Raw genomic sequence first — 26,558 nt, 5'->3', positions numbered from 1 at the left:
ACAAGAAACTAGCAGTGCTAATTTATGAAGGGCGTGATCCCCCCATGGACCTCGCGCTGTCCGAAGAGCAGGCCGCGGTCCGCCGGCTCGCCGCCGACTTCACCGACCGCGAGGTCGTCCCGCACGCCACCGAGTGGGACCGCGCCGAGAGCGTGGACCGCGGGATCGTGAAGAAGCTGGGCGCGCTGGGCTTCCTGGGGCTGACCATTGCCGAGGAGTACGGCGGCTCGGGCGGCGACCACCTGGCGTACTGCCTGGTCACCGAGGAGCTGGGGCGCGGCGACTCCTCCGTGCGCGGCATCGTCTCCGTCTCCCTGGGGCTGGTCGCCAAGTCGATAGCCGCCTGGGGCAGCGAGGAGCAGAAGCGCGCGTGGCTCCCGGCGCTGATCTCCGGCGAGGCGGTCGGCTGCTTCGGTCTGACCGAGCCCGGCACCGGCTCGGACGCCGCGAATCTCACCACCCGCGCGGTGCGCGACGGCGGCGACTACGTGATCAGCGGCACCAAGACGTTCATCACCAACGGCACCTGGGCCGATGTCGTCCTGCTCTTCGCCCGCACCAACGACGCCCCGGGCCACAAGGGCGTCAGCGCCTTCCTGGTCCCCACCGACTCCCCCGGCCTCACCCGCCGCGAGATCCACGGCAAGCTGGGCCTACGCGGCCAGGCCACGGCCGAGCTGGTGCTGGAGGACGTACGCGTCCCGGCCTCGGCCATGATCGCGCCGGAGGGCAAGGGCTTCTCGGTCGCCATGTCGGCGCTGGCCAAGGGCCGGATGTCGGTGGCGGCCGGCTGCGTCGGCATCGCGCAGGCCTGCCTGGACGCGGCCGTACGGTACGCGGGCGAGCGCGAGCAGTTCGGGAAGCCGATCGCCGCGCACCAGCTCGTCCAGGAGCTGATCGCCGACATCGCGGTCGACGTGGACGCGGCCCGGCTGCTGACCTGGCGGGTGGCGGACCTGATCGACCGGGGCCAGCCCTTCGCGACGGAGTCGTCGGTGGCCAAGCTGTACGCGAGCGAGGCGGCGGTGCGCAGCGCCAACAACGCGCTGCAGGTCTTCGGAGGCTATGGATATATCGACGAATACCCAGTCGGGAAGCTGCTGCGTGACGCCCGCGTCATGACGCTGTACGAGGGCACCAGCCAGATCCACAAGCTGCTGATCGGGCGGTCGGTGACCGGGGTTTCCGCGTTCTGACCGACCGGCTGGTATCTAAGCGCTTGCTCAGTGTCGTTGTAGGGTGTCCGCCATGAGCGCCGAGGCGGAGCAGACCGCGACCACGACATGGACCGGCATCACCCCTGATGCCGCCAGGCGGCTGGTGCTGGCCGCGGTCGAAGCGTTCGCCGAGCGCGGCTACCACGCCACCACGACCCGCGACATCGCGAGCCGGGCCGGGATGAGCCCGGCCGCGCTCTACATCCACTACAAGACCAAGGAAGAGCTGCTCTACCAGATCAGCGGCGTCGGCCACCGACTCTCCCTCGGCCTGCTCCAGGACGCCGCCAACACCGGCGGCACCCCCGCCGAGCGGCTGGCGGCGGCCGTACGGTCCTTCGTCCGCTGGCACGCGGAGCACCACACCACCGGCCGGGTGGTCCAGTACGAGCTGGACGCGCTGAGCGCCGAGCACTACGCGGAGATCGTGGGGCTGCGCCGGCAGAGCGAGGGCGTCATCCGGTCGGTGATCCAGGACGGCGTGAAGAGCGGGGAATTCGACGTGCCGGAAGTCTCCGGCACGACGCTGGCCGTGCTGTCGCTCTGCATCGACGTGGCGCGCTGGTTCAACCCGGACGGCCGCCGGACGCCGGACGAGATCGGCGAGCTGTACGCCGACCTCGTCCTGCGCATGGTGCTGGCTCAGCGGTAGCGCTCAGAGGTAGAAGCGGGCGACGGTCTCCGCGACGCAGACCGGCTTGTCGCCGCCCTCGCGCTCGATGGTGACGACGGTGACGAGCTGGATGCCGCCCGGTACGTCGGTCAGCTCGGCGATCCTCGAGGATGCGCGCAGCCGGGAGCCGACCGGCACCGGCGAGGGGAAGCGGACCTTGTTCACGCCGTAGTTGACGCCCATCTTCACGCCCTCGACCTTGAGCAGGCCGGCGGTGAACTGCGGGATCAGCGACAGCGTCAGGTAGCCGTGCGCGATCGTCGTGCCGAAGGGCCCCTGTGCGGCCTTCTCCGGGTCGACGTGGATCCACTGGTGGTCCCCGGTCGCCTCCGCGAACAGGTCGATCCGCTTCTGGTCGACCTCCAGCCAGTCCGTCGTGCCGAGTTCCTCGCCGACTGCGGCCCGCAGCTCGTCCGGCGAAGCGAAGGTCCTGCCCTGCGACATGTCGTACCTCCCGTAGGTTTCTAAGCGCTTGCTCAGCATAGTGTGGACCTCGGGGCGTGAGTCACGCGTCCCAGCCACCCCATGGGTGGAGCGGACGGAGGAGGCCACACCACAGCCAATGGCGCCCTACCTCCAAGCCCGCTCCTTCAGGGCCGGGTTAAGTTGACAAGATGTCGTCCATCCCGATCGCACACCGGCTCCTGACCGTCGGCATGCTCAGCGCGCGCAGCGGCGCCGCCGTCTCCGCCCTGCACTTCTACGAGGCCAAAGGCCTGATCACCAGCACCCGCACCACCGGCAACCAACGCCGCTACACCCGCGACACCCTGCGCCGCATCGCCTTCATCCGCGCCGCCCAGCGCGTCGGCATGCCGCTCGCCACCATCCGCGAAGCCCTCGACAGCCTCCCTGACGGCCGCACCCCCACCCCCCAGGACTGGGCCCGCCTCTCCGAGGACTGGCGAGCCCAACTCGACGCCCGCATCACCGAACTCACCCAACTCCGCGACAACCTCGACGACTGCATCGGCTGCGGCTGCCTCTCCCTCCAGCGCTGCAAACTGTCCAACCCCGACGACCGGCTAGGAGCCCAGGGCCCGGGGGCGCGGCGGCTGCTGGTCTCGCCGGACTGCTCGCAGGAGCGGTCACCACAATGACGGCCTACGGCCGGCCCACGGGCGGGCCGCTTCCAGTTGGGCCGAGAGGGAGATGAGGGTGGCTTCGTCGCCGTAGCGGGCGCCGAACATGACGCCGATGGGGAGGCCGGCCTCGGTCCAGTGGAGGGGGACATTTACGGAGGGTTGGCCGGTGGCGTTGAAGATGGGGGTGAAGGGGGTGAAGGCGGCGAGGCCGGCGAACTCGGCGGCGGGGTCGTCATCGTTGCGCAGGGCGCCGACGAGGGCCGGGGGCTGGGCGAGGGTCGGGGTGAGGATCACGTCGTACGAGGAGTGGAGCGCGGCCGCGACGAGCTCGCCGAGTGCGCGGAAGGCGTAGAGGGACTCGGCGAATTCGGGCCCGGAGACCTTGGCGCCCTCGGCGCGCAGGTGACGAGTGAGGGGGATCAGCAGGTCCTCCTGCTCCGGCGCGACGGGGTAGGAGGTGGACATCACGCTCCAGACCCGGGTGAAGGCCGTGAGCAGTGCGTCGTCGACGGGGAGCTCGATCTCGTCGACGACGTGGCCCAGCTCGCGCAGCAGTGCCACCGTGCCGTCGTACGCCGCCCGGACGTCGGCGTGCAGCTCCACGCCCGGCACCGGCGGCTGTGGCAGCCCGACCACCCGCAGGGCGCCCGGTTCGCGGGCTGCGTAGGAGGCGAAGGTCTCCCCCGGCGGGAGTGAGGGAGCGGCGTAGGGGGCACCCGGGACCGTACCGGACATGACGTCGAGCAGGGTGGCGGCGTCGGCGACGGTGCGGGCGAGGGGGCCGCTGGTGCTGAGACCGGTGACGTCGTGGGTGACGGGACCGGGGCTGACCCGGCCGCGGCTCGGCTTGATGCCGAAGAGGCCGCAGACGGAGGCCGGGATGCGGATGGAGCCGCCGCCGTCGCTGGCGTGGGCGATGGGCGCCAGGCCGGACGAGACGGCCGCCGCCGCGCCGCCGCTGGAGCCGCCCGCCGAACGGTCGAGGTCCCAGGGGGTGCGGGCGGGCGGGGCGAGGCGGTTCTCGGTGTAGCAGGGGAGCCCGAACTCGGGGGTGTTGGTCTTGCCGAGCAGGATGGTACCGGCCTCGCGGAGCTTGACGACGACGTGGTCGTCGGAGTCCGGCACGTGGTCGGCGTAGGCGGCCGAGCCGAGGGTGGTGCGTACGCCGGCCGTGAAGTTGAGGTCCTTCACCGGGACGGGCACGCCGTGCAGCGGCGAGAGCTCGCGCCCTTCGCGGCGAGCGGCGAGGACTTCCGCCTCGGCGTCGGCGGCCTGCTTGCGGGCGATCGCGGCGGTGACGGTGATGAACGCCCCGATGGTCTCGTTGAGCCGGTCGATGCGGCTCAGGTAGTGCTCGGTCAGCTCGGTCGGTGACAGGGTCCCCTTCCGGATTTCCTGTGCCTGCTCCACAGCCGTCAGATCGTGCAGCTCCGCCATGCGTCTACCCGTCCCGTCCTGGTTCTTGTCCGGTTCGTGCTCGCCTCGCCCAGATCCTCGCACTACTGAGCGGTAACGGCCAGAGCGCGGAGGGGCCCGCGCCACGGCGTTGTGGCACGGACCCCGGCTTGGTCGCGGGCGCCTGCCCCGGGCGCTGGTCGCGGGCGCCGCTACGTCACCGACAGGACGATCGCGCCGCTGTACGTGCTGCCCGCCGTGATGGCCGTGGCAGTGCTCAGCCATACCCGCCGGTCAGAAGATGACCAGGGCTCGCCCGCCGCGCCCGGCGAGCATCGCCTCGAAGGCGGCGGGGATGCCTTCGAGGCCGATACGCTCGGTGACCATCGCCGAGAGGTCGAGACGGCCCGCGCGTACGTGCTCGGCCAGCACCGGGAGGTCCTTCGCCGGGTCGCTGTTGCCGTAGACGCAGCCCGAGAGCGTACGGCCGAAGTAGAAGAGTTCCAGGGCGGAGAAGGTGACCTGCTGGTCCTTGCCGCCGATGCCGACGACGGTGGTGCGGCCGCCGCGCCGGGTGGCGGACCAGGCTGTACGGATGGTGTCGGCGCGGCCGACGCACTCGATGGCGACGTCCGTTCCGTAGCCGCCGGTGAGCTTGCGGATCTGCTTGGTGGTGTCGTCGGAGGCGGTGAGGAACTCGGTGGCGCCGGCCGCGCGGGCCAACTCCTCCTTGGCAGGGGAGACATCGACGGCGACGATGGTGCCGGCCCCCGCGATACGGGCGGACTGCAGCACCGACAGGCCGACCCCGCCCACGCCGAGGACGGCGACGGACTCGCCGGGGCGGACGGCGGCGGAGTGGTGGACGGCGCCGTATCCGGTCAGGACGGCGCAGCCGAGGAGGGCGGCCTCGGTGAGCGGGACGCCGGCGGGGAGCGGGAGGACGGCGTGGGCCGAGACGACGGTCTCCTCGGCGAAGACAGCGGTGCCCAGGCCCGGGTAGAGCTCGCTGCCGTCGGCGGTGAGGCGGGCGTAGGGGGCGGTGGCGGCGGCGCCCGCGTTGGCGCAGAGCCAGGGCTCGGCGAGGCCGCAGAAGTGGCAGTCGCCGCAGGAGGGCGCCCAGTTGAGGACCACCCGGTCGCCGGGCGCCACCGCCGTCACGCCCACGCCGACGGCGGTGACCGTGCCGGCGCCCTCGTGGCCGAGGACGGCGGGCACGGGCTGCTTCAGGGTGCCGTTGGACAGCGACAGGTCGGAGTGGCACACCCCCGCCGCGGCCAGGCGGACCTTGACCTGGCCGGGGCCGGGCTCGGGGACGTCGATGTCCGCGATGGCCAGCGGGGCGTTGACGGCGGGCAGTACGGCGGCGCGGGTCACGGTGACTCTCCTGCGGGTTGCGGTCAGAACTGCAGCGACTTGGTGTGCAGGTACTCGGCCAGGCCATGCGCACCCAGTTCGCGCCCGAAGCCGGACTGCTTGTAGCCGCCGAAGGGGGCCAGCGGGTTGAAGCGCCCGCCGTTGATGTCGACCTGGCCGGTGTCCATCCGGCGGGCGAAGGCCACGGCCTCGTCCTGGTCGCCGGCCCAGACGGCGCCGGCCAGGCCGTAGACCGTGCCGTTGGCGATACGGAGGGCGTCGGCCTCGTCCTCGTAGGGGAGGATGGACAGCACCGGGCCGAAGATCTCCTCCTGCGCGATGGTCATGTCCGGGGTGACGTCGGCGAAGACGGTGGCGGCGACGTAATAGCCCTTGTCGAGGGGCGCTTCGGGGCCGCCCGCGACGAGGCGCGCGCCTTCCTCGACGCCCTGTTCGATGTAACCGCGTACGCGCGCCTGCTGCTTGGCGTTGACCAGCGGGCCGATGCGACCGCCGGCGACATACTTGGCCGCGGCGGCGGTCGCGAGGGCCACGGCCTGGTCGTACTGGTCGCGGTGGACCAGCATGCGGGTCCAGGCGCTGCACGTCTGGCCCGAGTTGGACATGACATTGGCGACGCCGACATTGACCGCGCGGGCCAGGTCTGCGCTGGGCAGGATGACGTTGGCGGACTTGCCGCCCAGTTCGAGGGCGACGCGCTTGACGGCGGCGCCGGCGGTCGCGGCGATCCGGCTGCCGACGGCGGTCGAGCCGGTGAAGGAGACCAGGTCCACGTCCGCGTGCTCGGCCAGCGCCTGACCCGCGACCAGGCCGAGGCCCGTCACGAGGTTGAACGTCCCCGCCGGGAAACCAGCCTCGTCGATCGCCTCCGCGAAGAGCTGCGCCACGAGCGGGGTGTCCTCGGCGGGCTTGAGGACCACCGTGCAGCCTGCGGCCAGGGCCGGTGCGACCTTCGCGACGATCTGGTGCAGGGGGTAGTTCCAGGGCGTGATCGCGCCCACGACGCCGACGGGTTCGTGGTGGACGGTGGAGTTGCCGACCTTCTCCTCGAAGGCGTGCGTGGCGAGGATCGTGGCGTACGAGCCCGCCACCGCGATCGGTACGTCCGCGTGGACCGCCTGACTGAACGCGAGCGGCGAGCCCAGTTCCGCCGTGACCGTCTCCGCGATCTCCTCCCGCCGGGCGGCGAGCGCGTCGCGCAGCGCGGTGAGCCTGGCTGCGCGTTCCGCGGGGGCCGTCGCCGCCCACCCCGGGAACGCCGCCCGGGCCGCGCGCACGGCCGCGTCGACATCCGCCGGAGTGCCGGCCGGCACGGTGGCGATCACCTGCTCGTCGGCGGGGTTCACGACGGCGATCGTGTCCGTGCCGGCGGCGGGCCGCCACGCGCCGTCGATGTACATGGCGTCGTGAGCCTTCACGTCGTGTCCTCCCGGGTACGTGCGCTGCACATGCGACCTCAAACTAGCACCGATAGTTTTAGTGGGCCAGAGCCCCCGCCCCGGCGTCGGCCGGGGCCCGGCCGCACCTATTGTGCAGGCGGGCGGCCTGATCGCCGTAGACACCGGATGACGGCCCGGCCGGGCCCGAGGGGGCACAGATAGATGGACGCGATGGCACCGAACGGCCCGCTGGTCGGCACCGACTGGCTGGCGGCCCGGCTCGGGAGGCCCGGGGTGGTGGTGCTCGACGCGTCGGTGGGCGGGCACCGGGATGCCCGGGAGCGGATTCCTGGGGCGCGGGTCTTCGATATCGTCGGGGCAATGTCCGACCATTCCGGCCCGTTGCCTCACACGATGCCCGACACGGATCGGTTCACCGAGGAGATGCGCGGCCTCGGGGTGGACGAGTCCGACACGCTCGTCGTCTACGACGGCGCGGGCATCTACTCGAGCGCCCGCGCGTGGTGGATGCTGCGGGCGATGGGCTTCGACCGGGCCGCCGTGCTCGACGGCGGCCTGCCCGCCTGGAAGTCGGCCGGGCTGCCGCTGGAGAACGGCGAGGCCGGGCCCGCGCGACGGCGGGGCGACTTCACCGCGCGGCCCCGGCCGGGGCTGGTCGTCGGTAGCGGCGAGGTGATGGCGGCGCTGGCCGACCCGGCTGCGGCGGTCTTCGACGCCCGCTCTCGGGAACGCTTCCGCGGTACGACCCCCGAGCCCCGGGCGGGGCTGCGGGGCGGCCACATGCCCGGGGCGGTGAATCTGCCGTTCGGCGAGCTCCAGCAGGGCGGGCGGATGCGTCCGGTGCCGGAACTGCGGGCGGCCTTCTCCGCCCTTGCCGGGGAGCGGGAGCAGCTGGTCTTCAGCTGCGGGTCTGGCGTGACGGCGTGCGTACTGGCGCTGGGAGCCGAACTGGCCGGATACCGGGAGCTGTCGGTGTACGACGGGTCCTGGAGCGAGTGGGGTCTGCCGTCAGACCTGCCGGTGGTGACGGGCGGGTCAGAGTCGTGAGGCCGCGGTGACCTGGACCGGGAAGCCGTTGAGGACGGCCGTGCCCGAGAGCGGGTCGAGCAGCGAGCCGTCGAGGAGCTGGTTGACGTTGACGCCGGGGCGCAGGGAGGCGGTGGTGAGCTGGGCGCCGGCCCGGTCGTGACCCCAGCCGTGGGGGAGGGAGACGACGCCGGGGCGGAGGGAGTCGGTGATTTCGACGGGGACCTCGAGTTCGCCGCCGGGGCCCTTGACGCGGGCGGGGGCGGAATCGGCGAGGCCGAGGCGCGCGGCGTCGTCGGGGTGGATCTGGAGGGTGCAGCGGTTGGTGCCGCCGGTGAGCGCCGGCACATTGTGCATCCAGCTGTTGTTGGAGCGCAGGTGGCGGCGGCCGATGAGGACGAACCCGTCCGCGCTGCGGTCGAGGGAGCGCCGCAACCGGGGCACGTCGGCCACGATCGGCCCGGGCGCCAGCTCGACCTTGCCGGTGGCCGTACGCAGGACTTCGGGGATGCGCGGCTTCAGGGCGCCGAGGTCGATGCCGTGGGGGTGCTCGCGCAGCCGCGCCAGGGTCAGGCCCTCCGGGTCGGTGCCGAAGGCGTCGCCGTACGGGCCGAGGCGCAGCATCATGTCGAGGCGCCGCTCGTAGCCGGTGCCGCCGGTGAGGAGCGCGGTCAGGTCGGCCACCTCGCGGCCGGCGACCGGGGAGTGCGGGTCTGCGGTCTCCTTGGCCAGTGTCGCGGCGATGACCTGCTCGTCCACGGCGGCGGGGTCGGCGTCGGGCCCGGCGCCGTAGAGGATCATGACGAGGCGGGCGAGGATCTCGGCCTCGTCGGGGCGGCCGTCGGCGAGCGGGACGGCGGGCGGGGAGAAGCGGACGTTGTCGCGTACGGAGAAGTTGGTGAACGCGAAGTCGAAGTGGGCGCTCTGCGAGGGCGGCGGCGGGGGCAGGACGACGTCGGCGTGCCGTGAGGTCTCGTTGAGGTACGGGTCGACGCTGACCATGAAGTCGAGGTCGTCGTCGAGCGCGCGGGACAGCCGCTCGCCGTCCGGCGCGGACAGCACGGGGTTCCCGGCGACGGTGATCAGGGCGCGGACCCGCCCGGCGCCCGGGGTGTCGATCTCCTCGGCCAGTGCTGCGGCGGGCAGTTCGGAGACGGTCTCGGGGTGACCGGCGACCCGGCTGCGCCAGCGGCCGGTGACGAAGCCGCGGCCGGGCTTGGGCGGCCGCGGGGCGCGAGTGGTGGGCGAGAGCGGGAACATGACGCCGCCCGCCCGGTCCAGATTCCCGGTGAGGATGTTGATGACGTCGATCAACCAGCTGCTCAGGGTGCCGAATTCGACGGTCGTGCTGCCGATCCGCCCGTAGACCGCGGCCGAGGGCGCGGCGGCGATCTCCCGGGCGAGGGCGCGGATCTCGTCGGCGGTTACGTCGCAGTGCGCGGCGACCGCCTCGGGGGTGAAGTCGGCAGCGAGAGCCCGTACTTCATCCACACCGGTGACGTGCTCGGCCAGGCCGCCGAGGTCGACCAGGTCCTCCGCGAACAGCACCTGGACGAGGGCGAGGAGCAGCGCTGCGTCCGTGCCGGGCCGGGGGGTGAGGTGGCGGTCGGCCAGGTCGGCGGTGCGGGTGCGCTTCGGGTCGATGACGGTGAGCCGGCCGCCGCGCTTGCGCAGCGCCCTGAGCTTGCCGGGGAAGTCGGCGGCGGTGGCCAGACTGCCGTTGGAGACCATGGGGTTGGCGCCGATGACGACCAGGTGGTCGGTGCGGTCCAGGTCGGGGACGGGGATCGCGAAGGCGTGGCCGAAGAGATAGCCGCAGGCGACCTGCTTGGGCATCTGGTCGAGGGTGCTGGCCGCGTAGATGTTGCGGGTGCCCAGCGCCCGGATGATCAGCGGCGGGTAGAGACCGCCGGCGACGGTGTGGACGTTCGGGTTGCCGAGGTAGACCGCGACCGACTCGCCGCCGTGTTCCCGGATCACCGTGCCGAGGCCGGCCGCCACGGCCTCGTACGCCTCCTGCCAGCTCGCCTCGACCAGCTTGCCGCCGCGCCGCACGAGCGGGCGGCGCAGCCGGTCCGGATCGGAGTCGAGCTCGCCGAAGGTGGCGCCCTTCGGGCAGATGAATCCCGCGCTGAAGACGTCCTCGCGGTCACCGCGCGCCTGGGTGACCGTGCCCCCCTCGTCGATGGTGAGCGTGAGGCCGCAGGTGGCCTCGCACAGTGGGCAGACACGCAGGGCGGTGCGGCTCATCGGCCCTCCCGGGGGTGACGCTTCCAGCAATCGGAACCCACCATACCGACCGGTAGGGATGCTGTCAGCCGTCAGCCGTCCCCGCCTCGGTCCCGGCGCCGTCCAGGGTTCGGGCGAGGTAGGCGTGCAGCAGGGCCTTGGTCTCGGCGACGACCAGCGGGTCACCGGCCGGGTCCGTACGGAAGGCGAGCTGGAGCAGCGCGTCGGCGGCCTCGACGCCGACGGTGAACACGAGCGCGAGCCCCCGGTCGCCGGGGTCCAGGCCGAGGTGGACGGCGAGCAGGGCGCGCAGCCGGTCGGCGACCCGGTCGTTGGCGGCGCCCCGGGCATCGGGGACGGGGATGCCGAAGTCGACGAGCGCGAAGCCGGGGACGGTGCGCTTCATGGCCAGGTACTCGTCGATGACGATGTCGATCGCGGACCGCCAGCCGGGGTCGGCAGCCGGCTCGGCGAGGCGGGCGGAGACCCGGATGACGTACTCGTCGAGATTGCGGCGGGCCAGGGCGTCGGCCACGGCGCGCTTGTTGGGGAAGAAGCGGTAGACGGAGCCGATCGGGACACCCGCGCGGGCGGCGACGGTGCGGGTGCTCAGCTCCTCGTAACCGCCCTCGTCCAGCAGCGTCGCGGCGGCGTCGAGGATGCGACCCAGGCGCTCGGCGCTACGTCGCTGGACAGGGGCGCGGCGGAGACCGGAGGCGGCGTGCACGGGCCCCATCATGCCGTCCCGGGTGCGATGGCTTCCCCGGATTCCCGGTTCCTGGATTCGCAGGCCTCGGTCTTGACGCCTCGCCCCGCCCGTTCCCATGGTCGACCATTGGAACGGGACGGACCCCCACGACCGGCGGGAGCGTGTGATGAGCGACGGCACCGACAGCGGCACCGACAGCAAGGACCTCGCGTACTCCCCCGGCTTCGGGAACGAGCACGTCAGCGAGGCCGTGCCGGGCGCCCTCCCGGTGGGCCGCAACTCGCCGCAGCGGGCCCCGCTCGGCCTGTACGCCGAGCAGCTCAGCGGCACCGGCTTCACCGAGGTCCGCCACCTCGGCCGCCGCACCTGGCTCTACCGGATCCGGCCCTCCGCCGCCCACCCGCCCTTCCTCCGCACCGCCAACGGGCAGCTGCGCAGCGCCCCCTTCCGCGACACCGAGCCCGACCCCAACCGGCTGCGCTGGGGCCCGCTCCCGCTGCCCGGCACCGACACCGGCACCGACTTCGTCGACGGCCTGGTCACCGTCGGCGGCAACGGCGACGTCCTGCGCCGCGAGGGCATCGGCATCCACTGGTACGCCGCCAACCGCTCCATGGACGACCGGGTCTTCTCCTCCTCCGACGGCGAACTGCTGATCGTCCCCGAGCACGGCGCGCTCCTGCTCCGCACCGAACTGGGCCTCCTCGGCGTCCAGCCCGGCCACGTCGCCCTCGTCCCGCGCGGTCTCCGCTTCCGCGTCGAGCTCCGCCAGGACACCGCCCGCGGCTACATCTGCGAGAACTACGGACAACCATTCCGGCTGCCCGACCTCGGCACCATCGGCGCCAACGGTCTTGCGAACCCACGGGACTTCCTCGCCCCCGTCGCCGCGTACGAGGACCGGGACGAGCCGGTCGAGGTCATCAACAAGTTCGGCGGCAACCTGTGGGCGGCCACTTTTGACCACTCCCCGCTGGACGTCGTCGCCTGGCACGGCACGCATGTGCCTTACGTCTACGACCTGCGCCGCTTCAATGTCCTCGGTACGGTCAGCTACGACCACCCCGACCCGTCCATCTACACCGTGCTCGCTGCCCCCGACGCCGACTTCGTCGTCTTCGCCCCGCGCTGGCTGGTCGGCGAGGACACCTTCCGGCCGCCGTACTTCCACCGGAATGTGATGACCGAGTTCATGGGCCTCATCGAGGGCGCGTACGACGCGAAGGCCGAGGGCTTCGTCCCCGGCGGGGCCTCCCTGCACAACATGATGTCCGCGCACGGCCCGGACCGGGCGACCTTCGACAGGGCGAGCGCGGCGGAACTGCGTCCGCAGAAGGTTGATGACGGGCTGGCTTTCATGTTCGAGACGCGGTGGCCGGTCGTGCCGACCGCTTACGCGATGAGCGCGGCGCACCTCCAGCCCGGCTACGACGCCGTCTGGGACGGCCTGGAGCGGCACTTCCGCGCCTGACCGCAGGGGTTCCTCCCCCACCCCGCCCCGTCCCGAAACCGGGCTCTCCCCCAAACCTTCGTTTGGGTGGGGGTCCTCCCCCAGCCTGGCGGCTGGGTGGGGGTCCCCCGGCCGAAGGCTGGGGGACCCCCACCGGACGAAGTCCGGGGGAGGAACGGGCTGGCACAACCCGACCACGGACCCACACCCGACAACGCACCTCCGGGGTCCAGGGGCAGCGCCCCTGTGTTTTCGGGAAGGGGCTGGGTGGAGGAAAAAACCCGCCCCACGAGCCCGCAGCCGCCAACGGCCCGCAACCAACCACCCGGCAGGGGCGGAACGGTGACGCGGAACAAGAGGAGTCAGGCCGTTGGCGAGGCGGACGGGCTGCTCGCGCTGGGGGAGGGGGACGGGGACTCGCAAGTGACGGTGAAGGGGACGTGGTTGGACTGCAACGTCAGAGGTTGCTTGACGTCGACGGCGATCCAGTCCGTGGAGGGGTTGTAGTCAGCCGGGGAGGAGAGCTCGGTGTGGGTGATAGTGCGGGATGTGGGGTCGCCGGCGGCGAAATGGGCGGTTTTCCAGGCGGGGTCGGAGGTGGTGGAGAGGTTGGTATGCCAGCGATAGGTGACGGTGGCGGGGGTGCGGCTGACGGTGATGACGGCGGTGAAGGAGGGGGCGGCTGAGTCGGGGGGCGGGCAGGGGCCGGTGTAGGTGTCGCGGGTGGCGGAGACGAGGACGGTGAGGTGGAGGGCGGGGGGTGGGATGGTGCGGGGTGAGGCAGAGGTGGTGGGACTCGTAGTAGTGGGGGCGCTGGTGGTGGGAGCGGCGGAGGAAGGGGCGTTCGCGGAGGAGGCGCCGCTTGTGTTGTCCCGGAGGAGGGCCCAGGTGAGGCCGGCGGCGGCGAGGGCAAGGGCGAGGGCGAGGATGCCGGCGGCCACGGCAAGGGCGGCCCGGCGGGGCCGTGGCGGGGCGGCGGCGTCCATGGCGACGGTGGTGGAGGCCAGCGGCGCCGGGGGCGGGCTCGGCGGCAGGGCCACAGTGGGGGGGTAGGAGCGCCGGCCGGCAGCCGCCGCGTCGAGGAGGCGCTGGGCGTCAGGGCCGGTCATCCGCTCGGCCGGCTCCTTGCGGAGCAGGCCCGCGATGACCGGCGCGAGGGGGCCGGCGTGGCGCGGCTCGGGAAGGGGTTCGTCGACGACGGCGCGCAGGGTGTTGAGGGCGGTGTCGCGGCGGAAGGGCGAACCGCCTTCCACGGCGACGTACAGCAGCACGCCGAGGGACCAGAGGTCGGACTCGGGGCCGGTGGGGCGGCCGAGGGCGCGCTCGGGGGCGAGGTATTCGGGCGAGCCGACGACTTCACCGGTGCGGGTGAGGGCCGAGGTGCCCTCGATGACGGCGATTCCGAAGTCGGTGAGCACGATGCGGCCGTCGTTGCCGATGAGTACGTTGCCGGGCTTCACGTCGCGGTGCAGCACACCCCGTTCGTGGGCGACGCGCAGCGCGGCGAGCACGCGGCCGCTGATCTCGGCGGCGCGGCGCGGGGTAAGGGCGCCGTCCGCGTCGAGGATGTCGGAGAGGGAGAGACCGCGCACGAGTTCCATGACGATCCAGGGGCTGCCCTGGGCCATCGCCACGTCGTAGACGGTGATCACGTTGGGGTGGTCGACCCGGGCGGCGGCGCGGCCCTCCACTTCGAGCCGGGCGTAGAGGCGGCGGACTTCGTGGTCGTCGAGGCCGTCCGGGGCGCGTACCTCCTTGATGGCGACCTCGCGGCCCAGCACCTCGTCGCGGGCGCGCCACACCACGCCCATGCCGCCGCGGCCCAACTCGCCGAGCAGCCGGTAGCGTCCCGCCACCATCCGAGTCGACATCAGACGAACCCCCCATCGCGTCGCCGCCCAGCATGACCGAACTTTCCCCCTCAACGGCCCTTTCAGTCACATATCTCCCTCAACCCAGCGTCGCCGCCGCGCCCCTGAGGACGAGCCCGCAGCCCAGCGCGAAGACCACGACCGCCGTCCCCACCGGTGCCACGCGGTGCGCGAGTGCGAGGAGCCGGCCGCCGCGCCGGACCTTGACCCGGCCGGCCAGCTTTCCGAGCCGTACGACGGCGAAGCCCGCCGCCGTCAGCGTCAGCGCCAGCCCCGCGCCGTACGCCAGCACCAGCAGGAACGGCCGCCACCGCGACACGCCCGAGGTCGCGGGCCAAGCCCCGGATCCGGCTGACGGCGGTGGCGGCCGCGTTCCGTCGGGCCGCGGCTGTGGTCCTGGGCGTGCTGTTCGTACGTACGGACGCCCAGCTTGGCCGGGAGCGCGACGCGACGGCCGCCGTCAACCAGGTGCTCGCCGCCCCCGACGCCACGGCCAGGAGCGGCAGCGACAGCCAGGGCCGCGGCATCACCGCCGTGGTGTCGAACTCGCTGCACCGGGCGGTGGTGACCACCCACGGGCTGCCGTCGGCGCCGGCCGGGCGGGTCTATCAGCTGTGGCTGATGGGCGGCGACCCGGCCTCCGTTCGATCGGTGGGCCTTCCGCCGTCGAACGGCAGTCCGCTGGTCGCTACCGCACTGAATGACCGTTCCACGGCATTTGCGGTGACTGTTGAGCCGGATGGCGGATCTCAGCGGCTACCACGAACCCCGTCGCCCAACTCCCCCTGACCGTGTGGGAAACGGGCACTGTCGCGTCAACGGCCTTGACTCAGAGGTGAATCCGGGGCAGGGGATGCGCGGGTGACGCGGCCAGGCGATAGGGTTACCCTGCCCGGTGCCGGGTGCCCTCGAACGGGTGGGGAGTGTCATGGATCAGATAGCAATGCGGAGCAGGCCGCGCGTGCCTGCCATCAACTGCGGAAGCAGCGCGTCCAGCGCGCGCGTCGACCGCCATCTCGCGATACTGGCGGGCCCTGCCCTGCCGCAACGCGAGACGGAGGAAGCCACGCTGCTGATGCGCGAGTTGACCGCTCGCGACCACTCGCGCACCAAGGCCAGCCGTGGTGCCCGCGTCTCGCTCTTCGCACCGTTGCGACGGCTGCGCCGTTCGCTGTTCGGCAGCCGCGGCTGAGCCATCGGTTCCTGACGGGTCCGGAAGACCGCACTGTCCCGGCACCGCGCCGTGCCACCCCTCGGCGCGTCAGTGCGATCGTCCGGACCTGTCACTTTGTCGATTTGTCGTAACGACGTACCGCCAGCGGCACACACACCGCCATCAGCAGCAACGACCACCCCACCGACGCCACCACCGGATGCGCCACCGGCCACGCCGCACCCGCCGTGACGGCCGTCTCGTTGCCGAACAGCTCACGGCAGGCCGCGCTCACCGCGCTGATCGGATTCCACTCGGCGACCGTACGCAGCCAGCCGGTCATCCCGGCCGTCGGGATGTACGCCCCCGACAGCATCGGCAGCATGAACGTGGCACCGCCCAACTGGCCCGCCGCCTCCTCACTCTTCGCCGCAAGGCCCAGCCAGATCCCCACCCAGGCCGTGGCCAGCCGGAACAGCAGCAGAAGCCCGAACGCGCCCACGGCGGGCCCGAAGCCGCCCTCGATCCGCCAGCCCACCGCGTAGCCGACCGCCGCCAGCGGGACCAGTCCGATGGCCGCCTGCGCCACTTCGGAGGCCGCCTGCCCGATCGGGACCGCGGCCCTGCTCATCGGCAGCGTACGGAAGCGGTCCATGACGCCGCGGTGGTTGTCCGCCGCCGCCTGGAACATGCCGGCCATGATGCCGTTGGCCGCCGTGGCGACCAACAGCCCCGGCACGAGATACGCCCGGTAGTCCGCCCCGCCCGCGAGGGCGACGGCACTGCCGAAGACGTACCCGAAGAAGAGCAGCATCGTCACCGGCATGCTCTGGGTCAGGATGAACAGGCCTGGCGCGCGCCGCAGACGCTGCAGATGGCGGCCGAACATGGCCCACCCGTCTCCCACCACCGCCCTTCCAGCGAGCGCTACGCGCGCCCCTTTTGATTCGTCATACGCGATGATGGTCATGCCACAAGCTCCTTCGGTGCCGTGAGGCGCAGGAACACCTCGTCGAGGGTCGGCGGCCGCAGTGTCGCGTCCACCACCGGGATGCCCGCCGCGTCCAGCTCACGGACGATGCGGGGCAAAGTGAGCGTCGGATCGGTCGTGACCGCCCCAGCCGCGCGACGGGCGGGGTCGAGTACGGCCTCCGCACCCGCCAGCTGTCCCAGCACCATGGCGGCGGCCGGCAGCGCCGCGTCCTCCGCGACCACCGCTTCCGCGTAGCGGCCGATCCGGGCCTTCAGCTCGGCCGGAGTGCCTGTGACGCTCGCGCGGCCGTCGTCGATGAGCACGACGTGGCCGGCCAGGCGGTCCGCCTCCTCCAGGTACTGCGTGGTGAGCAGCACGGTGGTGCCCCGGTCGGCGAGGCGCCGTACGGCCTCCCAGATCCGGTTACGGCTGGCCGGGTCGAGCCCGGTCGTCGGCTCGTCGAGGAACAGCACCCGGGGCCGGATGAGCAGGCTCGCGGCGAGGTCCAGCCGGCGCCGCATGCCGCCGGAGTACGTCCGCACCGGGCGGTCGGCGGCGTCCACCAGGCCGAATTCGGCGAGGAGTTCGTCCGCGCGGGCCCGCCCCTCCGCCCCCCGCAGGCGCTGCAACCGGGCGAACAGCCGCAGATTCTCCCGCCCGGACAGATCACCGTCCACCGACGCGTCCTGCCCGGTGACCCCGATCACCCGACGCACCGCCGCCGGGTCCTTGGCCACGTCGTGACCCGCGACGCGCGCGGTGCCGCCGTCCGGCGTGATGAGGGTCGTCAGGAGGCGCACGGCGGTGCTCTTGCCGGCGCCGTTCGGGCCGAGCAGAGCACAGATGGTGCCCTCGGGGACGGCGAGGTCGAGGCCACGAAGGGCGTGAACCTCGCCGAAACGCTTCTCCAGCCCTTCACTATGTACAGCGTACGTAGTTGTCATGGGATGACCATAGCGCACTACGTACGCCGTACGTAACTACGATGGTGGGCGAGGTGATGATCAATGTCAGCCAGCGGCCGTTCCGCCGGACCCGAGGTGATCTGGGCGCGCCCCGAACGCGCAGGCCGGGGACCCCGCCCCACGCACAGCCGCGCCGAGATCGCGGCCGCCGCCGTGCGGATCGCCGACGCGGAAGGCATCGACGCGGTCTCCATGCGACGCGTCGCCGCCGAGATCGGCTGCGCCACGATGTCGCTCTACAACTACGTGCCGCGCAAGGAGGACCTCTACGAGCTGATGGTCGACGCCGTCAGCGCCGAACACGACCTGCCCGCGGCGCCCTCCGGTGACTGGCGTGCCGACATGCTCCTGCTGGCCCGGCAGGGGCGTGAGCTGATGCACCGGCATCCATGGCTCCCGGCGCTCATGTCGCCCGTCTTCGGCTTCACACCGAACGTGCTGCGGTACCTGGAGTGGGGCCTGGCCGCGCTCGACGGGCTCGACGTCCCCTACGGCACCAAGATGGAACTCATCGCGATGCTCAACGGCATCGTCACCACGTACGTGCGCAACGAGGTCGCCATGGCCGAGCGCGAGCGTACGTCCCCCTACCCGCCCGGCGCGGAGCTGGCGGCCCGGGGCGCCTATCTGGGCCAGGTCGTCGCGGGCGGCGACTACCCGCACCTGGCCGCGGCCTTCATGGAGGACCCCGGCCCCATCGACTACGACGCATTCTTCGAGCGAGCCCTGACCCGCGTGCTCGACGGCTTCGCCAGGGCGTAGCGGCCCGCCCGGCAATCCACTCGCGCGGACAACCGGCCACCAGCGAGAATGCCGCGGTCGCCGACTGTCCAGAGGAGCCTCGCCATGAGCCGTCCACCCGCCCACGCCAGCCTGGACCCCGGGCACACCTCGGTGCGCCACGCGGCGTCCGTGCTGGGCTCCGGGACCCTGATCTCGGCCCCGGACACGGTGCCCTTTGCCCTGTGGTCCGCCGCAGGGCACCTGAACGACCTGCCCGAGGCTTTGTGGCAGACCGTCGCCGGGTGGGGCGACCGCGACACGACCTGCGCAATCGTCGGGGGCATCGTCGCGGCCCGTGTCGGCACGGGTGGCGTCCCGGCTGCCTGGCGGCAGGCTCGCGAAACCATCCCCGCCTGGAGCCGCTGGGAGGGTGCCGCAGTGGGGCACTGAGCAGAACCCGCCCGACCCGGCGATGAGTTTCCCCGCCAGCCTCCGTCTTACCTCTCACCAGGAGAAAAGAGGGCAACCATGCTGGACAGGCAGTTCACCGCGACGCTGCAGAAGAGCCCGAACAAGGGCGGCTGGACCTACCTCGTCTGGCCCGAGGCTGCCGAGTTCTTCGGCACTCGCGGCCTGGTCAAGGTCCGGGGCACGATCGACGGTCATCCGTTCCGGAGCTCGTTCATGGCCCTGGGGGACGGCACACACAAGCTGCCGGTGAAGGCGGACGTACGCAAGGCGATCGGCAAGGGGGAGGGAGACACCGTGACCGTCCACCTGGAGGAGCGGGTGGACGAATAAGGAGCGGACCGTCAGTCGCCGAACCGGCCGAAGGGGACGGTGTCGGGGTGCCGCCCGCAAGCGCCGAGAACCGGCGTACGGCGCGGCGGCGGCCCCGACCCAACCACGAACACAACGCGCACCCGCCCCACGTCAAAGCAGGGCGAACTGCCCGTCCGGTCCCTCCTCGTGGTGGTCCAGTACCGAAGCCGGCCGCCGCGCAGCGTCCGGAACCGGAAGCACGCCGGCGCCCCGCAGTTCCTCCGCGCCAATCCGCTCCGCCGCCTCGACCCGAGCGGCAAGCTCCGCACGACGCGGTTCCAGATCCGCCAACAGGGCGCACACGGTGACCAGTTCAAGCAGCTCGGACGTACGGGAGCGGGGCCAGGCCAGGGGGCGGACGGCCTCGAGCGTGCCAGGCTCCCCGGGGGACGTGCGGCGCTCGCACCAGGGCTCGACGTGCTCCCAGGCCGCGGGCGGGACCGGGGACACCAGCCCCGCACCGAGACGGAGCGCCTGCTCGGCGGGGTCGTAGGTCGCGGCGTCGGGTATGTGGGGGATCCCCGCCCGAACGTAGGGCCGCCGTCCGCCCGGCATGCGCGGCCGGCCGCCGCCCGTCCCGAACCTTGCGCCGTAGGTGTGCAGCCACACGATCTCGCGGCCCAGCGAAACGCCCTCCGCCCAGAGCTCGGACGACGCGGTGAGGGTGACCTCGGGGGCCGCGGCGGCGGCCGTCCAGGCGAGTACGTCCTCCGGCGTGACCGGAAGGCCGAGGCGGCCGGCGAGGTGGCAGAGGAGGCCGGGGGCGATGTTGGGGTCGAGGCCGCCGGGACGGCGGTAGAGGGGGCGGATACGGCCCTGGCGCCCAGCCGGGAGGAGCGCGGAGTACGCGGGCGGGCCCTCGGCCGCTTCCACGGCGTACAGCTGGTGCATGGTGTCGGCGACCCGCCACAACTCCGGCCGGGCCGCGTCGATCACGCGGTTGTCCGGTATCAGCCACTGTCGGTCGAAGGGCTCGTACATGACCTGGACGGGCTCGGGGCAGGGCCCGTTCTCCCGGGCCAGCCGCCCGCCAGGGGCGGGGTGCCCGGGCAGCTGCGGCGCCGCTGACCGCGGGCTCCGCGACCTGGTGACCTGGAACAGCACGTCACGCTCGGCCGGTTCCGTCTTGACCAACCGGTCCCAGCGGGCCCGCAGGGTGGCCGCTTCGGCCGCCACCACCCAACCGCGCCCCAGCCGCAGCGGTGCGACCGCCCACGGCATGATCTCGGCCAACGTCAGCGATGTCCCCACCACTCGCATGCTAGCCGCCGGCCCCCGGCACGGGCCGGGGGGCGGCGGGTCCGGAACGGAACCAGAACGGAGCTGAGGCGGACCAGGAGGCGGGCCAGGGGCCGACCCGGGACGGACCTCGGACGGACCGGGGGCCGTACCTGGGCCCAAGCCCTACGCCACTGCCGCGAACGCGGGAAGATAGCCACCGGACTGGCCGGAGGCGGTGGGGTGGTAGGACTCGTAGACGGGATAGGTGAGGCTGTGCAGCCAGGCGGAGTCGGAGCAGAGTTCGTGCCCGGTGAAGGTTGAGCGGACGTCGGCGAAGGTGAAGCCGTGGTCGGCGGCACGCTTGGCCGTGATGTCGTTCAGGAGGTCGGAGGCGGAGTTGATGGCGGACCGCTTGGTCTCGCTCAGGCCGATGCAGGTCGTGCCGAGCCTGTAGAAGCGGGGGTACCCGAGCACCACGACGCGGGCGGACGGCGCCTTGGCGGTGATGGCGTCGTAGACCGCGTCCAACTGCCCGGGGAGGGTGTTGGTGGCGTAGGCCCGGGCGGTGTTGATCCGGCTGCGGCAGGTGGAGTCGGAGTACAGGACGCAGGTGGACATGACGTCCGAGTAGCCCGCGTCATTGCCGCCGATGCTGATGCTGACGAGGGTCGTGGCGGAGCTGAGCGGGCCCAGCTGACTATTGATCACGTCAGTGGTCTTCGCGCCGGAACAGGCCCTGAAAGAGAACCCGGACGGAGTATGCGCGGCGGCCCAGAGCGCGGGGTACGCCTTGCTGCTGCGGTAGCAGCTTCCGCTGGCGCTGTCGTAGTTGCCGGCGCCGACGCCGGAGGAGTAGGAGTCGCCGAGGGCCACGTATACAGGGCCTGCGGCGTGTGCCGAACCCGCACCGAACAGGGCGAGGGCGGCAGTAAGGAGCAGCGCGGATGCAGCCGCCAGGAATCGGGACAGTCTCATGAAACCTCCCTTACCAGGATCCCTGCCGCATCTGTCGTACCAAGCGGTAACCCGTCGGGGAAGTGTTCATGCCAGAATTTCCTGACATGGGCATGCCTGAGATTGCAGTCGCATGACAGGGCTATGACATCCGCTCAACACCCTTGTTCTACGGGCGTAGTTCGGTGAATCTTTAGCAAGACAAGAGACCGGGACTACCCAATCCTGACTCTCGGTCAGGTCCGCGACCCCGCGTACCGCGCACCGCACCCCCCACAAGAGCGCGCACGCACCACCACAGCGCGCCACCGATCGAGGAGGACTCCCTCGCGATGGCAGTGATGCGTACCACCAAGCGGCGGATCGCCGCAGTGTTCGCCGCTACTGCGGCCGCCACCGCACTCGGCGCCGGAACCGCACTCCCCGCCCACGCCGCCGCCCCGGCGGAGGGCAGAATCCTGCACGCCGACTCGCCCGACGCGATCAAGGGCAGCTACATCGTCACGCTCAAGAACTCGGCCGGCATCAAGTCCGCGTCCACGCAGGGCAAGAGCCTGATATCCGGCTACGGCGGCACGGTCAAGAAGACCTTCAGGACCGCGCTGAACGGCTACTCGGCCAAGCTCACCGCCACCGAGGCGAAGCGACTGGCCGCCGACCCGTCCGTCGCCTACGTCGAGCAGGACCAGGTCGTCCACGCCGACGCGACCCAGTCGAGCGCCCCGTGGGGCCTGGACCGGATCGACCAGGCGAGCCTGCCGCTGAGCGGCACCTACACCTACCCGAACACCGCGGGCAGTGGCGTGACGGTCTACGTCATCGACACCGGCGTGCGGATCACCCACACCCAGATCAGTGGCCGCGCCTCGTACGGCTACGACTTCGTCGACAACGACAGCACCGCGCAGGACGGCAACGGCCACGGCACGCACGTCGCCACGACCATCGCCGGCTCGACCTACGGTGTCGCCAAGTCGGCCAAGATCGTCGCCGTCCGGGTGCTCGACAACAACGGCTCCGGCACCACCACCGGTGTGGTCGCCGGCATCGACTGGGTGACCAGCAACCACACCAGCCCGGCCGTCGCCAACATGTCGCTGGGCGGCGGCGCCAGCACCTCGCTCGACAACGCGGTGGCCAAGTCGATCTCCTCGGGCGTGACCTACGCGGTCGCGGCCGGCAACTCGTCGGCCAACGCGTCGGGCTACTCCCCCGCCCGCGTCGCCACCGCGATCACCGTCGGCGCGACCACCAGCGCGGACGCGAAGGCCAGCTACTCCAACTACGGCTCGACCGTGGACATCTTTGCCCCGGGCTCGTCGATCGTGGCGGGCTACAACACCAGCGACACGGCCACCGCGACCCTCTCGGGTACGTCGATGGCCACCCCCCATGTCGCCGGTGCCGCGGCCGTCTACCTGGCCGGCCACACCAGTGCCACCCCGGCCACCGTCGCCAGCGCCCTGGTCGCCGGTGCCGCGTCGAACAAGCTGACCAGCGTCGGTACCGGTTCGCCGAACAAGCTACTCCAGCTCATCTCGTAACCGCGGGCGAAGACCGGCGGCCGTCGCCCCCTCGGGGCGGCGGCCGCCGGCTGCTTCCTGGCCGTTTTCTTGACGCGCCCGCCGGGCTGCGCGACATTGAAGCCCTGCATCCGGCGTTTTTGGGGGGCAAAGTCGCCAATGCAACCAACGCGCAAACAGACGCTCGGCAAGGAATCACTCCCGCTGCTCGCAGGCGCCGCCGTCGGGGTGGGAGGCATCGGCGCGGTGCTCGCCCTGGCGGACATCGGTTCACCGATACGGGCCCCGTTCACCCTGTTCTTCCTGCTGGTCGCGCCGGGGGCCGCGCTCGCCGCCGCTCTGCGCAACCTCGACCCGCTGAGCCGGGCGGTGATCGCGGCCGCCGGTGCGGTCGTGGTGGAGCTCCTGGTCTCCCAGGGGATGCTGGCCCTGCACATGTGGTCGGTACGCGGCGGGGTGGGCGTCGTCACGGTGGTGAGCGCCACCCTGTTCCTGCTCCCGCTCGCGCGGCGGGCGTACAGCCATGACGGCAGCCATGACAGCGGCCGTGACGGCAGCCATGACGGCAGCCGTGACGCGGAAAGGCAGGCTCCTTGACCGTGGACATCTCGGTGTACCGCCCCGGCGAACTGACCGCGGCAGACCGGGCGGCGTGGGCGGAAACGCAGGCGCAGGCCGCCGCCATGGGCAGCCCGCAGCTCGACAACCCCTTCCTCGCACCGGAATTCGCCCTCGCGGTGGGCCGGCACCGCCGCGGGGTACGGATCGCGGTACTGCGCGAGGAGGGCGAGCCGGTCGCCTTCTTCCCCTTCCAGCGAACCGCCGCCGGCGTCGGCCGCGCGGTGGGCCTCGGCCTCTCGGACTGCCAGGGGCTGGTGCACCGGCCCGGCTTCCAGTGGGACGCCCGGGAGCTGCTGCGCGCCTGCGGGCTCGCGGTATGGGAGTTCGACCACCTGGTGGACGGCCAGAAGCCCTTCGAGGAGGGCGCCAGTGGCTCGTTCCCGTCACCCGTCATGGATGTGGAGCACGGCTACGAGACGTATCTCGGCCATATTCGGTCCCGCTCCCCCAAGTTCGTCCGCACCACCCTCGCCAAGGAGCGCAAACTGGCGCGCGACCTCGGCGGGTTGCGCTACGTACACGACGAGCGGGACCCTGCCGCGCTGCGCACCCTCATGGGGTGGAAATCCGCCCAGTACCGAAGAACCGGGCGCACCGACCGCTTCGCCCGGCCGTGGATCGTCGAGCTTGTCGATCAGCTCTTCCACTCACGCGGCGAGGGCTTCTCAGGGCTGCTGTCGGTGCTCTACGCGGACGGGCGGCCGGTCGCCGCGCACTTCGGGATGCGTTCGCCGTCAGTGCTGGCCTGCTGGTTCCCGGCGTACGACCCGGCGTACGCCAAGTACTCGCCGGGGCTGATCCTGCATCTGCGGATGGCGGAGGCGGCGGCAGCCGAGGGCGTGGCGTATCTGGACCTCGGGCGCGGTGAGAAGGAGTACAAGGAGTCGCTCAAGACCCGCGATCTCACGGTCTCCGAGGGCTGGGTGACCCGCCGTCATCCGGTCGCGATCGGGCATCGGGCCCGGCGTGCGCCGGTGCGCGCGCTGCGCAACGCGGTGACGGCACGACCCCGGCTGCGCGAGCCGGCGGACCGATTGCTCAAGCGTGTGGGGCGGTTGCGCGCCGGCGCGCAATAGCGGACATTGCCGGATATGGAAGATCAATGCGACAGGTTAGGTGTAATTTCAGTCAAACGGTAACCATGTCGCAGGTATTGCCATAGAGTCTCCGTCATCAATACTGTCGTACATCAACCCGCATAGGACCATCACAGCCAGCGGCTCAGGGGAGGGCTCGTCAGTCGCGATGGAACAGCGCGGGTCGCGGTAGGGGGGTGCCGCGCTCGGTCACAGGGACGTGTGCCGAGTCGCGAGCCGCGCGGCCCAGACGCATGCCAACTCACTTTGCCCGCCAACTGTCGATGCCGCCTGAGCGGAAGCAGCTGAGGGCCAGGTGAAACCCCCCTTTCGAACCGGACACATCACTGGACCGCCCGGGGCGGGCGGTCCACCGGACGAGAGGGAAAAAAGACTCATGAGTTCCTTTTTGCGCCCGGTAGTCACCGGGCAGGCTCCATCGGTCCTGCCTTTGCATTTCACCGAGGTCTCCTCGCACTTAGCGATCGCGCCGCTGGTCAGCGTGGTCATCCCGGCGATGAACGAGGCGGAGAACCTGCCTCACGTCTTCGCCACTCTGCCTTCCTGGATCCATGAAGTCGTCCTGGTCGACGGGCACTCCACGGACGACACGGTGAAGGTCGCACGCGAGCTGAGGCCGGACGTGCGGGTCGTCGCACAGACCGGAAAGGGCAAGGGCGACGCGCTCATCAGCGGTTTCGCCGCCTGCACGGGCGAGATCATCGTCATGGTCGACGCGGACGGATCTGCTGACGGCAGCGAGATCGTCTCCTACGTGTCGGCCCTGGTCGGAGGCGCCGACTTCGCCAAGGGCTCGCGCTTCGCCAACGGCGGTGGCACAGACGACATGACACCGATCCGAAGGCTCGGCAACCACGTGCTCTGCGCGGTGGTCAACGCCAAGTTCGGAGCCCGCTACACCGATCTCTGCTACGGGTACAACGCCTTCTGGAGACACTGCCTGGACAAGATCACCCTGGACTGCACCGGTTTCGAGGTCGAGACCCTGATGAACATCAGAGTCGTCAAGGCCGGCCTACGGGTGCAGGAGATACCGAGCCACGAGTACGTACGGATCCACGGCGTCAGCAATCTGCGGGCCGTCCGTGACGGTCTGCGGGTGCTGCGCGTGATCGTTCACGAACGGCGCGAGCGGCGGCGCGAGCACCGCAAGGAAGCGCGGTGAGCGCGAGCGCGGAGCGCCCCTCCTTCTCGGTGATCATCTGCGTCTACACCGAGGACCGCTGGGGCGACATCCTCGCCGCGGTCGCCTCGGTGCGGGCGCAGAGCCTGCCGGCGCGGGAGATTCTGCTCGTGGTGGACCACAATCCTGGGCTGCTGCACCGGCTTTCGGAGCTGTACGCGGCCGAGCCCTTCGTGCGCGTCCTGGCCAACGCCGGACCGCGCGGGCTCTCCGCCGGGCGCAACACCGGCATCGCCGCCTGCGAAGGTGACATCGTTGCCTTCCTCGACGACGACGCCGTCGCCGAACGCGACTGGCTCCACTGGTTCGCCGACGCCTACTCCGACCCCCTCGTCTTCGCCGTCGGCGGCCGCACCCGCCCCATCTGGGCCTCCGGCCGCCGACCCCTCTGGTTCCCCGAGGAGTTCGACTGGGTCGTCGGCGCCTCCTACCGCGGCCAGCCGGCGGGGCGTGCGCAGGTGCGCAACGTCCTCGGCGGCAACGCCTCCTTCCGCCGCGTCGCCTTCGACATCGCCGGCGGCTTCGCCACCGGCATCGGCCGCGACGGCGACCGCCGCCCCCTCGGCTGCGAGGAAACCGAGCTCTGCATCCGCCTCACCCAGGCCAAGCCCGGCGCCCTCCTCCTCATCGACAACCGCGCCGTCATCTGGCACCGCGTCCCCGCACCCCGCGAGCGCTTCTCCTACTTCCGCGCTCGCTGTTATGCGGAGGGGCTGTCCAAGGCCCTCGTGACCCGGAGCGTCGGCACGGACGCCGGCCTGGAGACCGAGCGCGCTTACGCGGCGCGAGTCCTTCCGCGCGGTGCCGCGCGCGGCTTGTCGGACGCCCTTCTTGGCCGCCCCGGCGGCGCGGCCCGCGCCGGCGCGATCGCCGCGGGCGCGGCGGTGACCG

At 71.7% G+C, this 26,558-nt stretch carries 26 protein-coding genes and 1 pseudogene; 15 read left to right on the top strand and 12 right to left on the bottom strand.

Features of this window, described 5'->3' with window-relative positions; genetic code table 11:
• The first annotated feature begins 44 nt into the window (after window positions 1–44).
• Complete coding sequence (locus EFK10_RS40700) at window positions 45–1,196, top strand: acyl-CoA dehydrogenase family protein (RefSeq protein WP_127360682.1); 1,152 nt, start codon at window positions 45–47, stop codon at window positions 1,194–1,196.
• A 52-nt stretch (window positions 1,197–1,248) separates the two neighbouring features.
• Window positions 1,249–1,869: a TetR/AcrR family transcriptional regulator gene (locus EFK10_RS40695; protein ID WP_127360681.1), complete on the top strand. Its 621-nt coding sequence runs from the start codon at window positions 1,249–1,251 to the stop codon at window positions 1,867–1,869.
• A 3-nt stretch (window positions 1,870–1,872) separates the two neighbouring features.
• On the opposite strand, the gene EFK10_RS40690 is transcribed toward EFK10_RS40695, so the two are convergent.
• Window positions 1,873–2,334, bottom strand: a complete 462-nt coding sequence (locus EFK10_RS40690) for a MaoC family dehydratase (RefSeq protein ID WP_127360680.1) — start codon at window positions 2,332–2,334, stop codon at window positions 1,873–1,875.
• A gap of 170 nt (window positions 2,335–2,504) precedes the next feature.
• Here EFK10_RS40690 and soxR point away from each other — a divergent pair, with 170 nt between their 5' ends.
• Window positions 2,505–2,990, top strand: a complete 486-nt coding sequence (gene soxR, locus EFK10_RS40685; protein ID WP_127360679.1) for a redox-sensitive transcriptional activator SoxR — start codon at window positions 2,505–2,507, stop codon at window positions 2,988–2,990.
• On the opposite strand, the gene EFK10_RS40680 is transcribed toward soxR, so the two are convergent.
• From EFK10_RS40680 to EFK10_RS40670, 3 genes are all read right to left on the bottom strand, one after another.
• Entirely contained in the window at window positions 2,979–4,412 is a 1,434-nt protein-coding gene (locus tag EFK10_RS40680) for an amidase (RefSeq protein WP_127360678.1), read from the bottom strand. The genes soxR and EFK10_RS40680 overlap by 12 nt on opposite strands.
• Before the next feature lie 252 nt (window positions 4,413–4,664).
• A complete protein-coding gene (locus EFK10_RS40675) occupies window positions 4,665–5,747 on the bottom strand; it encodes a Zn-dependent alcohol dehydrogenase (RefSeq protein WP_127360677.1) in 1,083 nt (360 codons plus the stop codon).
• 23 nt (window positions 5,748–5,770) lie between these two features.
• Window positions 5,771–7,165, bottom strand: a complete 1,395-nt coding sequence (locus EFK10_RS40670) for an aldehyde dehydrogenase family protein (protein ID WP_127360676.1) — start codon at window positions 7,163–7,165, stop codon at window positions 5,771–5,773.
• A gap of 183 nt (window positions 7,166–7,348) precedes the next feature.
• Here EFK10_RS40670 and EFK10_RS40665 point away from each other — a divergent pair, with 183 nt between their 5' ends.
• Entirely contained in the window at window positions 7,349–8,194 is an 846-nt protein-coding gene (locus EFK10_RS40665) for a sulfurtransferase (RefSeq protein ID WP_127360675.1), read from the top strand.
• Here EFK10_RS40665 and EFK10_RS40660 read toward each other — a convergent pair.
• Both EFK10_RS40660 and EFK10_RS40655 read right to left on the bottom strand, forming a co-directional pair.
• Window positions 8,183–10,423, bottom strand: coding sequence for a molybdopterin oxidoreductase family protein (locus tag EFK10_RS40660; RefSeq protein ID WP_127360674.1), 2,241 nt, complete (start codon window positions 10,421–10,423; stop codon window positions 8,183–8,185). The two genes, EFK10_RS40665 and EFK10_RS40660, sit on opposite strands and share 12 nt — an antisense overlap.
• Before the next feature lie 64 nt (window positions 10,424–10,487).
• The gene (locus EFK10_RS40655; RefSeq protein WP_127360712.1) at window positions 10,488–11,138 is read right to left on the bottom strand and encodes a TetR/AcrR family transcriptional regulator; all 651 of its coding nucleotides are present in this window, start codon (window positions 11,136–11,138) and stop codon (window positions 10,488–10,490) included.
• A gap of 139 nt (window positions 11,139–11,277) precedes the next feature.
• Here EFK10_RS40655 and hmgA point away from each other — a divergent pair, with 139 nt between their 5' ends.
• On the top strand, window positions 11,278–12,582 hold the full coding sequence (hmgA, locus tag EFK10_RS40650; RefSeq protein WP_127360673.1) for a homogentisate 1,2-dioxygenase: 1,305 nt from the start codon (window positions 11,278–11,280) through the stop codon (window positions 12,580–12,582).
• A gap of 341 nt (window positions 12,583–12,923) precedes the next feature.
• Here the strand turns inward: hmgA and EFK10_RS40645 are convergent, their stop codons facing one another.
• Window positions 12,924–14,432 (bottom strand): serine/threonine-protein kinase, encoded by a 1,509-nt coding sequence (locus tag EFK10_RS40645; RefSeq protein WP_240677780.1) that lies wholly within the window; start codon window positions 14,430–14,432, stop codon window positions 12,924–12,926.
• Window positions 14,433–14,511: 79 nt separating this feature from the next.
• The gene (locus EFK10_RS40640; protein ID WP_206305794.1) at window positions 14,512–14,751 is read right to left on the bottom strand and encodes a hypothetical protein; all 240 of its coding nucleotides are present in this window, start codon (window positions 14,749–14,751) and stop codon (window positions 14,512–14,514) included.
• Between EFK10_RS40640 and EFK10_RS40635 the strand changes: the two are divergent.
• A pseudogene (locus EFK10_RS40635) lies at window positions 14,745–15,221 on the top strand (anti-sigma factor); the annotation flags it as partial. The gene EFK10_RS40640 and the pseudogene EFK10_RS40635 sit on opposite strands and share 7 nt — an antisense overlap.
• 139 nt (window positions 15,222–15,360) lie before the next feature.
• Window positions 15,361–15,624, top strand: a complete 264-nt coding sequence (locus EFK10_RS40630; RefSeq protein ID WP_127360671.1) for a hypothetical protein — start codon at window positions 15,361–15,363, stop codon at window positions 15,622–15,624.
• 91 nt (window positions 15,625–15,715) lie between these two features.
• On the opposite strand, the gene EFK10_RS40625 is transcribed toward EFK10_RS40630, so the two are convergent.
• Both EFK10_RS40625 and EFK10_RS40620 read right to left on the bottom strand, forming a co-directional pair.
• Window positions 15,716–16,474 (bottom strand): ABC transporter permease, encoded by a 759-nt coding sequence (locus EFK10_RS40625; RefSeq protein ID WP_407647241.1) that lies wholly within the window; start codon window positions 16,472–16,474, stop codon window positions 15,716–15,718.
• A 77-nt stretch (window positions 16,475–16,551) separates the two neighbouring features.
• A complete protein-coding gene (locus EFK10_RS40620) occupies window positions 16,552–17,502 on the bottom strand; it encodes an ATP-binding cassette domain-containing protein (protein WP_127360669.1) in 951 nt (316 codons plus the stop codon).
• Window positions 17,503–17,565: 63 nt separating this feature from the next.
• Here EFK10_RS40620 and EFK10_RS40615 point away from each other — a divergent pair, with 63 nt between their 5' ends.
• From EFK10_RS40615 to EFK10_RS40605, 3 genes are all read left to right on the top strand, one after another.
• On the top strand, window positions 17,566–18,285 hold the full coding sequence (locus EFK10_RS40615; RefSeq protein ID WP_127360668.1) for a TetR/AcrR family transcriptional regulator: 720 nt from the start codon (window positions 17,566–17,568) through the stop codon (window positions 18,283–18,285).
• 84 nt (window positions 18,286–18,369) lie between these two features.
• Window positions 18,370–18,696, top strand: a complete 327-nt coding sequence (locus EFK10_RS40610; RefSeq protein ID WP_407647239.1) for an ADP-ribosylglycohydrolase family protein — start codon at window positions 18,370–18,372, stop codon at window positions 18,694–18,696.
• Between the two features lie 78 nt (window positions 18,697–18,774).
• Window positions 18,775–19,047: a DUF1905 domain-containing protein gene (locus tag EFK10_RS40605; RefSeq protein ID WP_127360667.1), complete on the top strand. Its 273-nt coding sequence runs from the start codon at window positions 18,775–18,777 to the stop codon at window positions 19,045–19,047.
• A 132-nt stretch (window positions 19,048–19,179) separates the two neighbouring features.
• On the opposite strand, the gene EFK10_RS40600 is transcribed toward EFK10_RS40605, so the two are convergent.
• Both EFK10_RS40600 and EFK10_RS40595 read right to left on the bottom strand, forming a co-directional pair.
• A complete protein-coding gene (locus tag EFK10_RS40600; protein WP_127360666.1) occupies window positions 19,180–20,328 on the bottom strand; it encodes a type ISP restriction/modification enzyme in 1,149 nt (382 codons plus the stop codon).
• Between the two features lie 144 nt (window positions 20,329–20,472).
• Complete coding sequence (locus EFK10_RS40595; protein ID WP_127360665.1) at window positions 20,473–21,264, bottom strand: SGNH/GDSL hydrolase family protein; 792 nt, start codon at window positions 21,262–21,264, stop codon at window positions 20,473–20,475.
• 311 nt (window positions 21,265–21,575) lie between these two features.
• On the opposite strand from EFK10_RS40595, the gene EFK10_RS40590 reads away from it, so the two are divergent.
• The 5 genes from EFK10_RS40590 to EFK10_RS40570 form a co-directional block, all read left to right on the top strand.
• Complete coding sequence (locus EFK10_RS40590; protein ID WP_127360664.1) at window positions 21,576–22,787, top strand: S8 family peptidase; 1,212 nt, start codon at window positions 21,576–21,578, stop codon at window positions 22,785–22,787.
• A 138-nt stretch (window positions 22,788–22,925) separates the two neighbouring features.
• A complete protein-coding gene (locus tag EFK10_RS40585) occupies window positions 22,926–23,363 on the top strand; it encodes a hypothetical protein (RefSeq protein WP_206305793.1) in 438 nt (145 codons plus the stop codon).
• A gap of 2 nt (window positions 23,364–23,365) precedes the next feature.
• Complete coding sequence (locus EFK10_RS40580) at window positions 23,366–24,463, top strand: GNAT family N-acetyltransferase (protein WP_127360710.1); 1,098 nt, start codon at window positions 23,366–23,368, stop codon at window positions 24,461–24,463.
• A gap of 397 nt (window positions 24,464–24,860) precedes the next feature.
• On the top strand, window positions 24,861–25,649 hold the full coding sequence (locus tag EFK10_RS40575; protein WP_206305792.1) for a glycosyltransferase family 2 protein: 789 nt from the start codon (window positions 24,861–24,863) through the stop codon (window positions 25,647–25,649).
• On the top strand, window positions 25,646–26,558 hold a 913-nt coding region (locus EFK10_RS40570; protein ID WP_240677779.1), incomplete at its 3' end, for a glycosyltransferase family 2 protein. The genes EFK10_RS40575 and EFK10_RS40570, both read left to right, overlap by 4 nt.

Origin of the sequence: Streptomyces soli, from assembly GCF_003999195.1 — a bacterium.
Lineage (GTDB): Bacteria > Actinomycetota > Actinomycetes > Streptomycetales > Streptomycetaceae > Actinacidiphila > Actinacidiphila soli.
The sequence above is the reverse complement of the archived record's forward strand: the minus strand, read 5'-3'. Positions and strand labels throughout refer to the sequence as shown.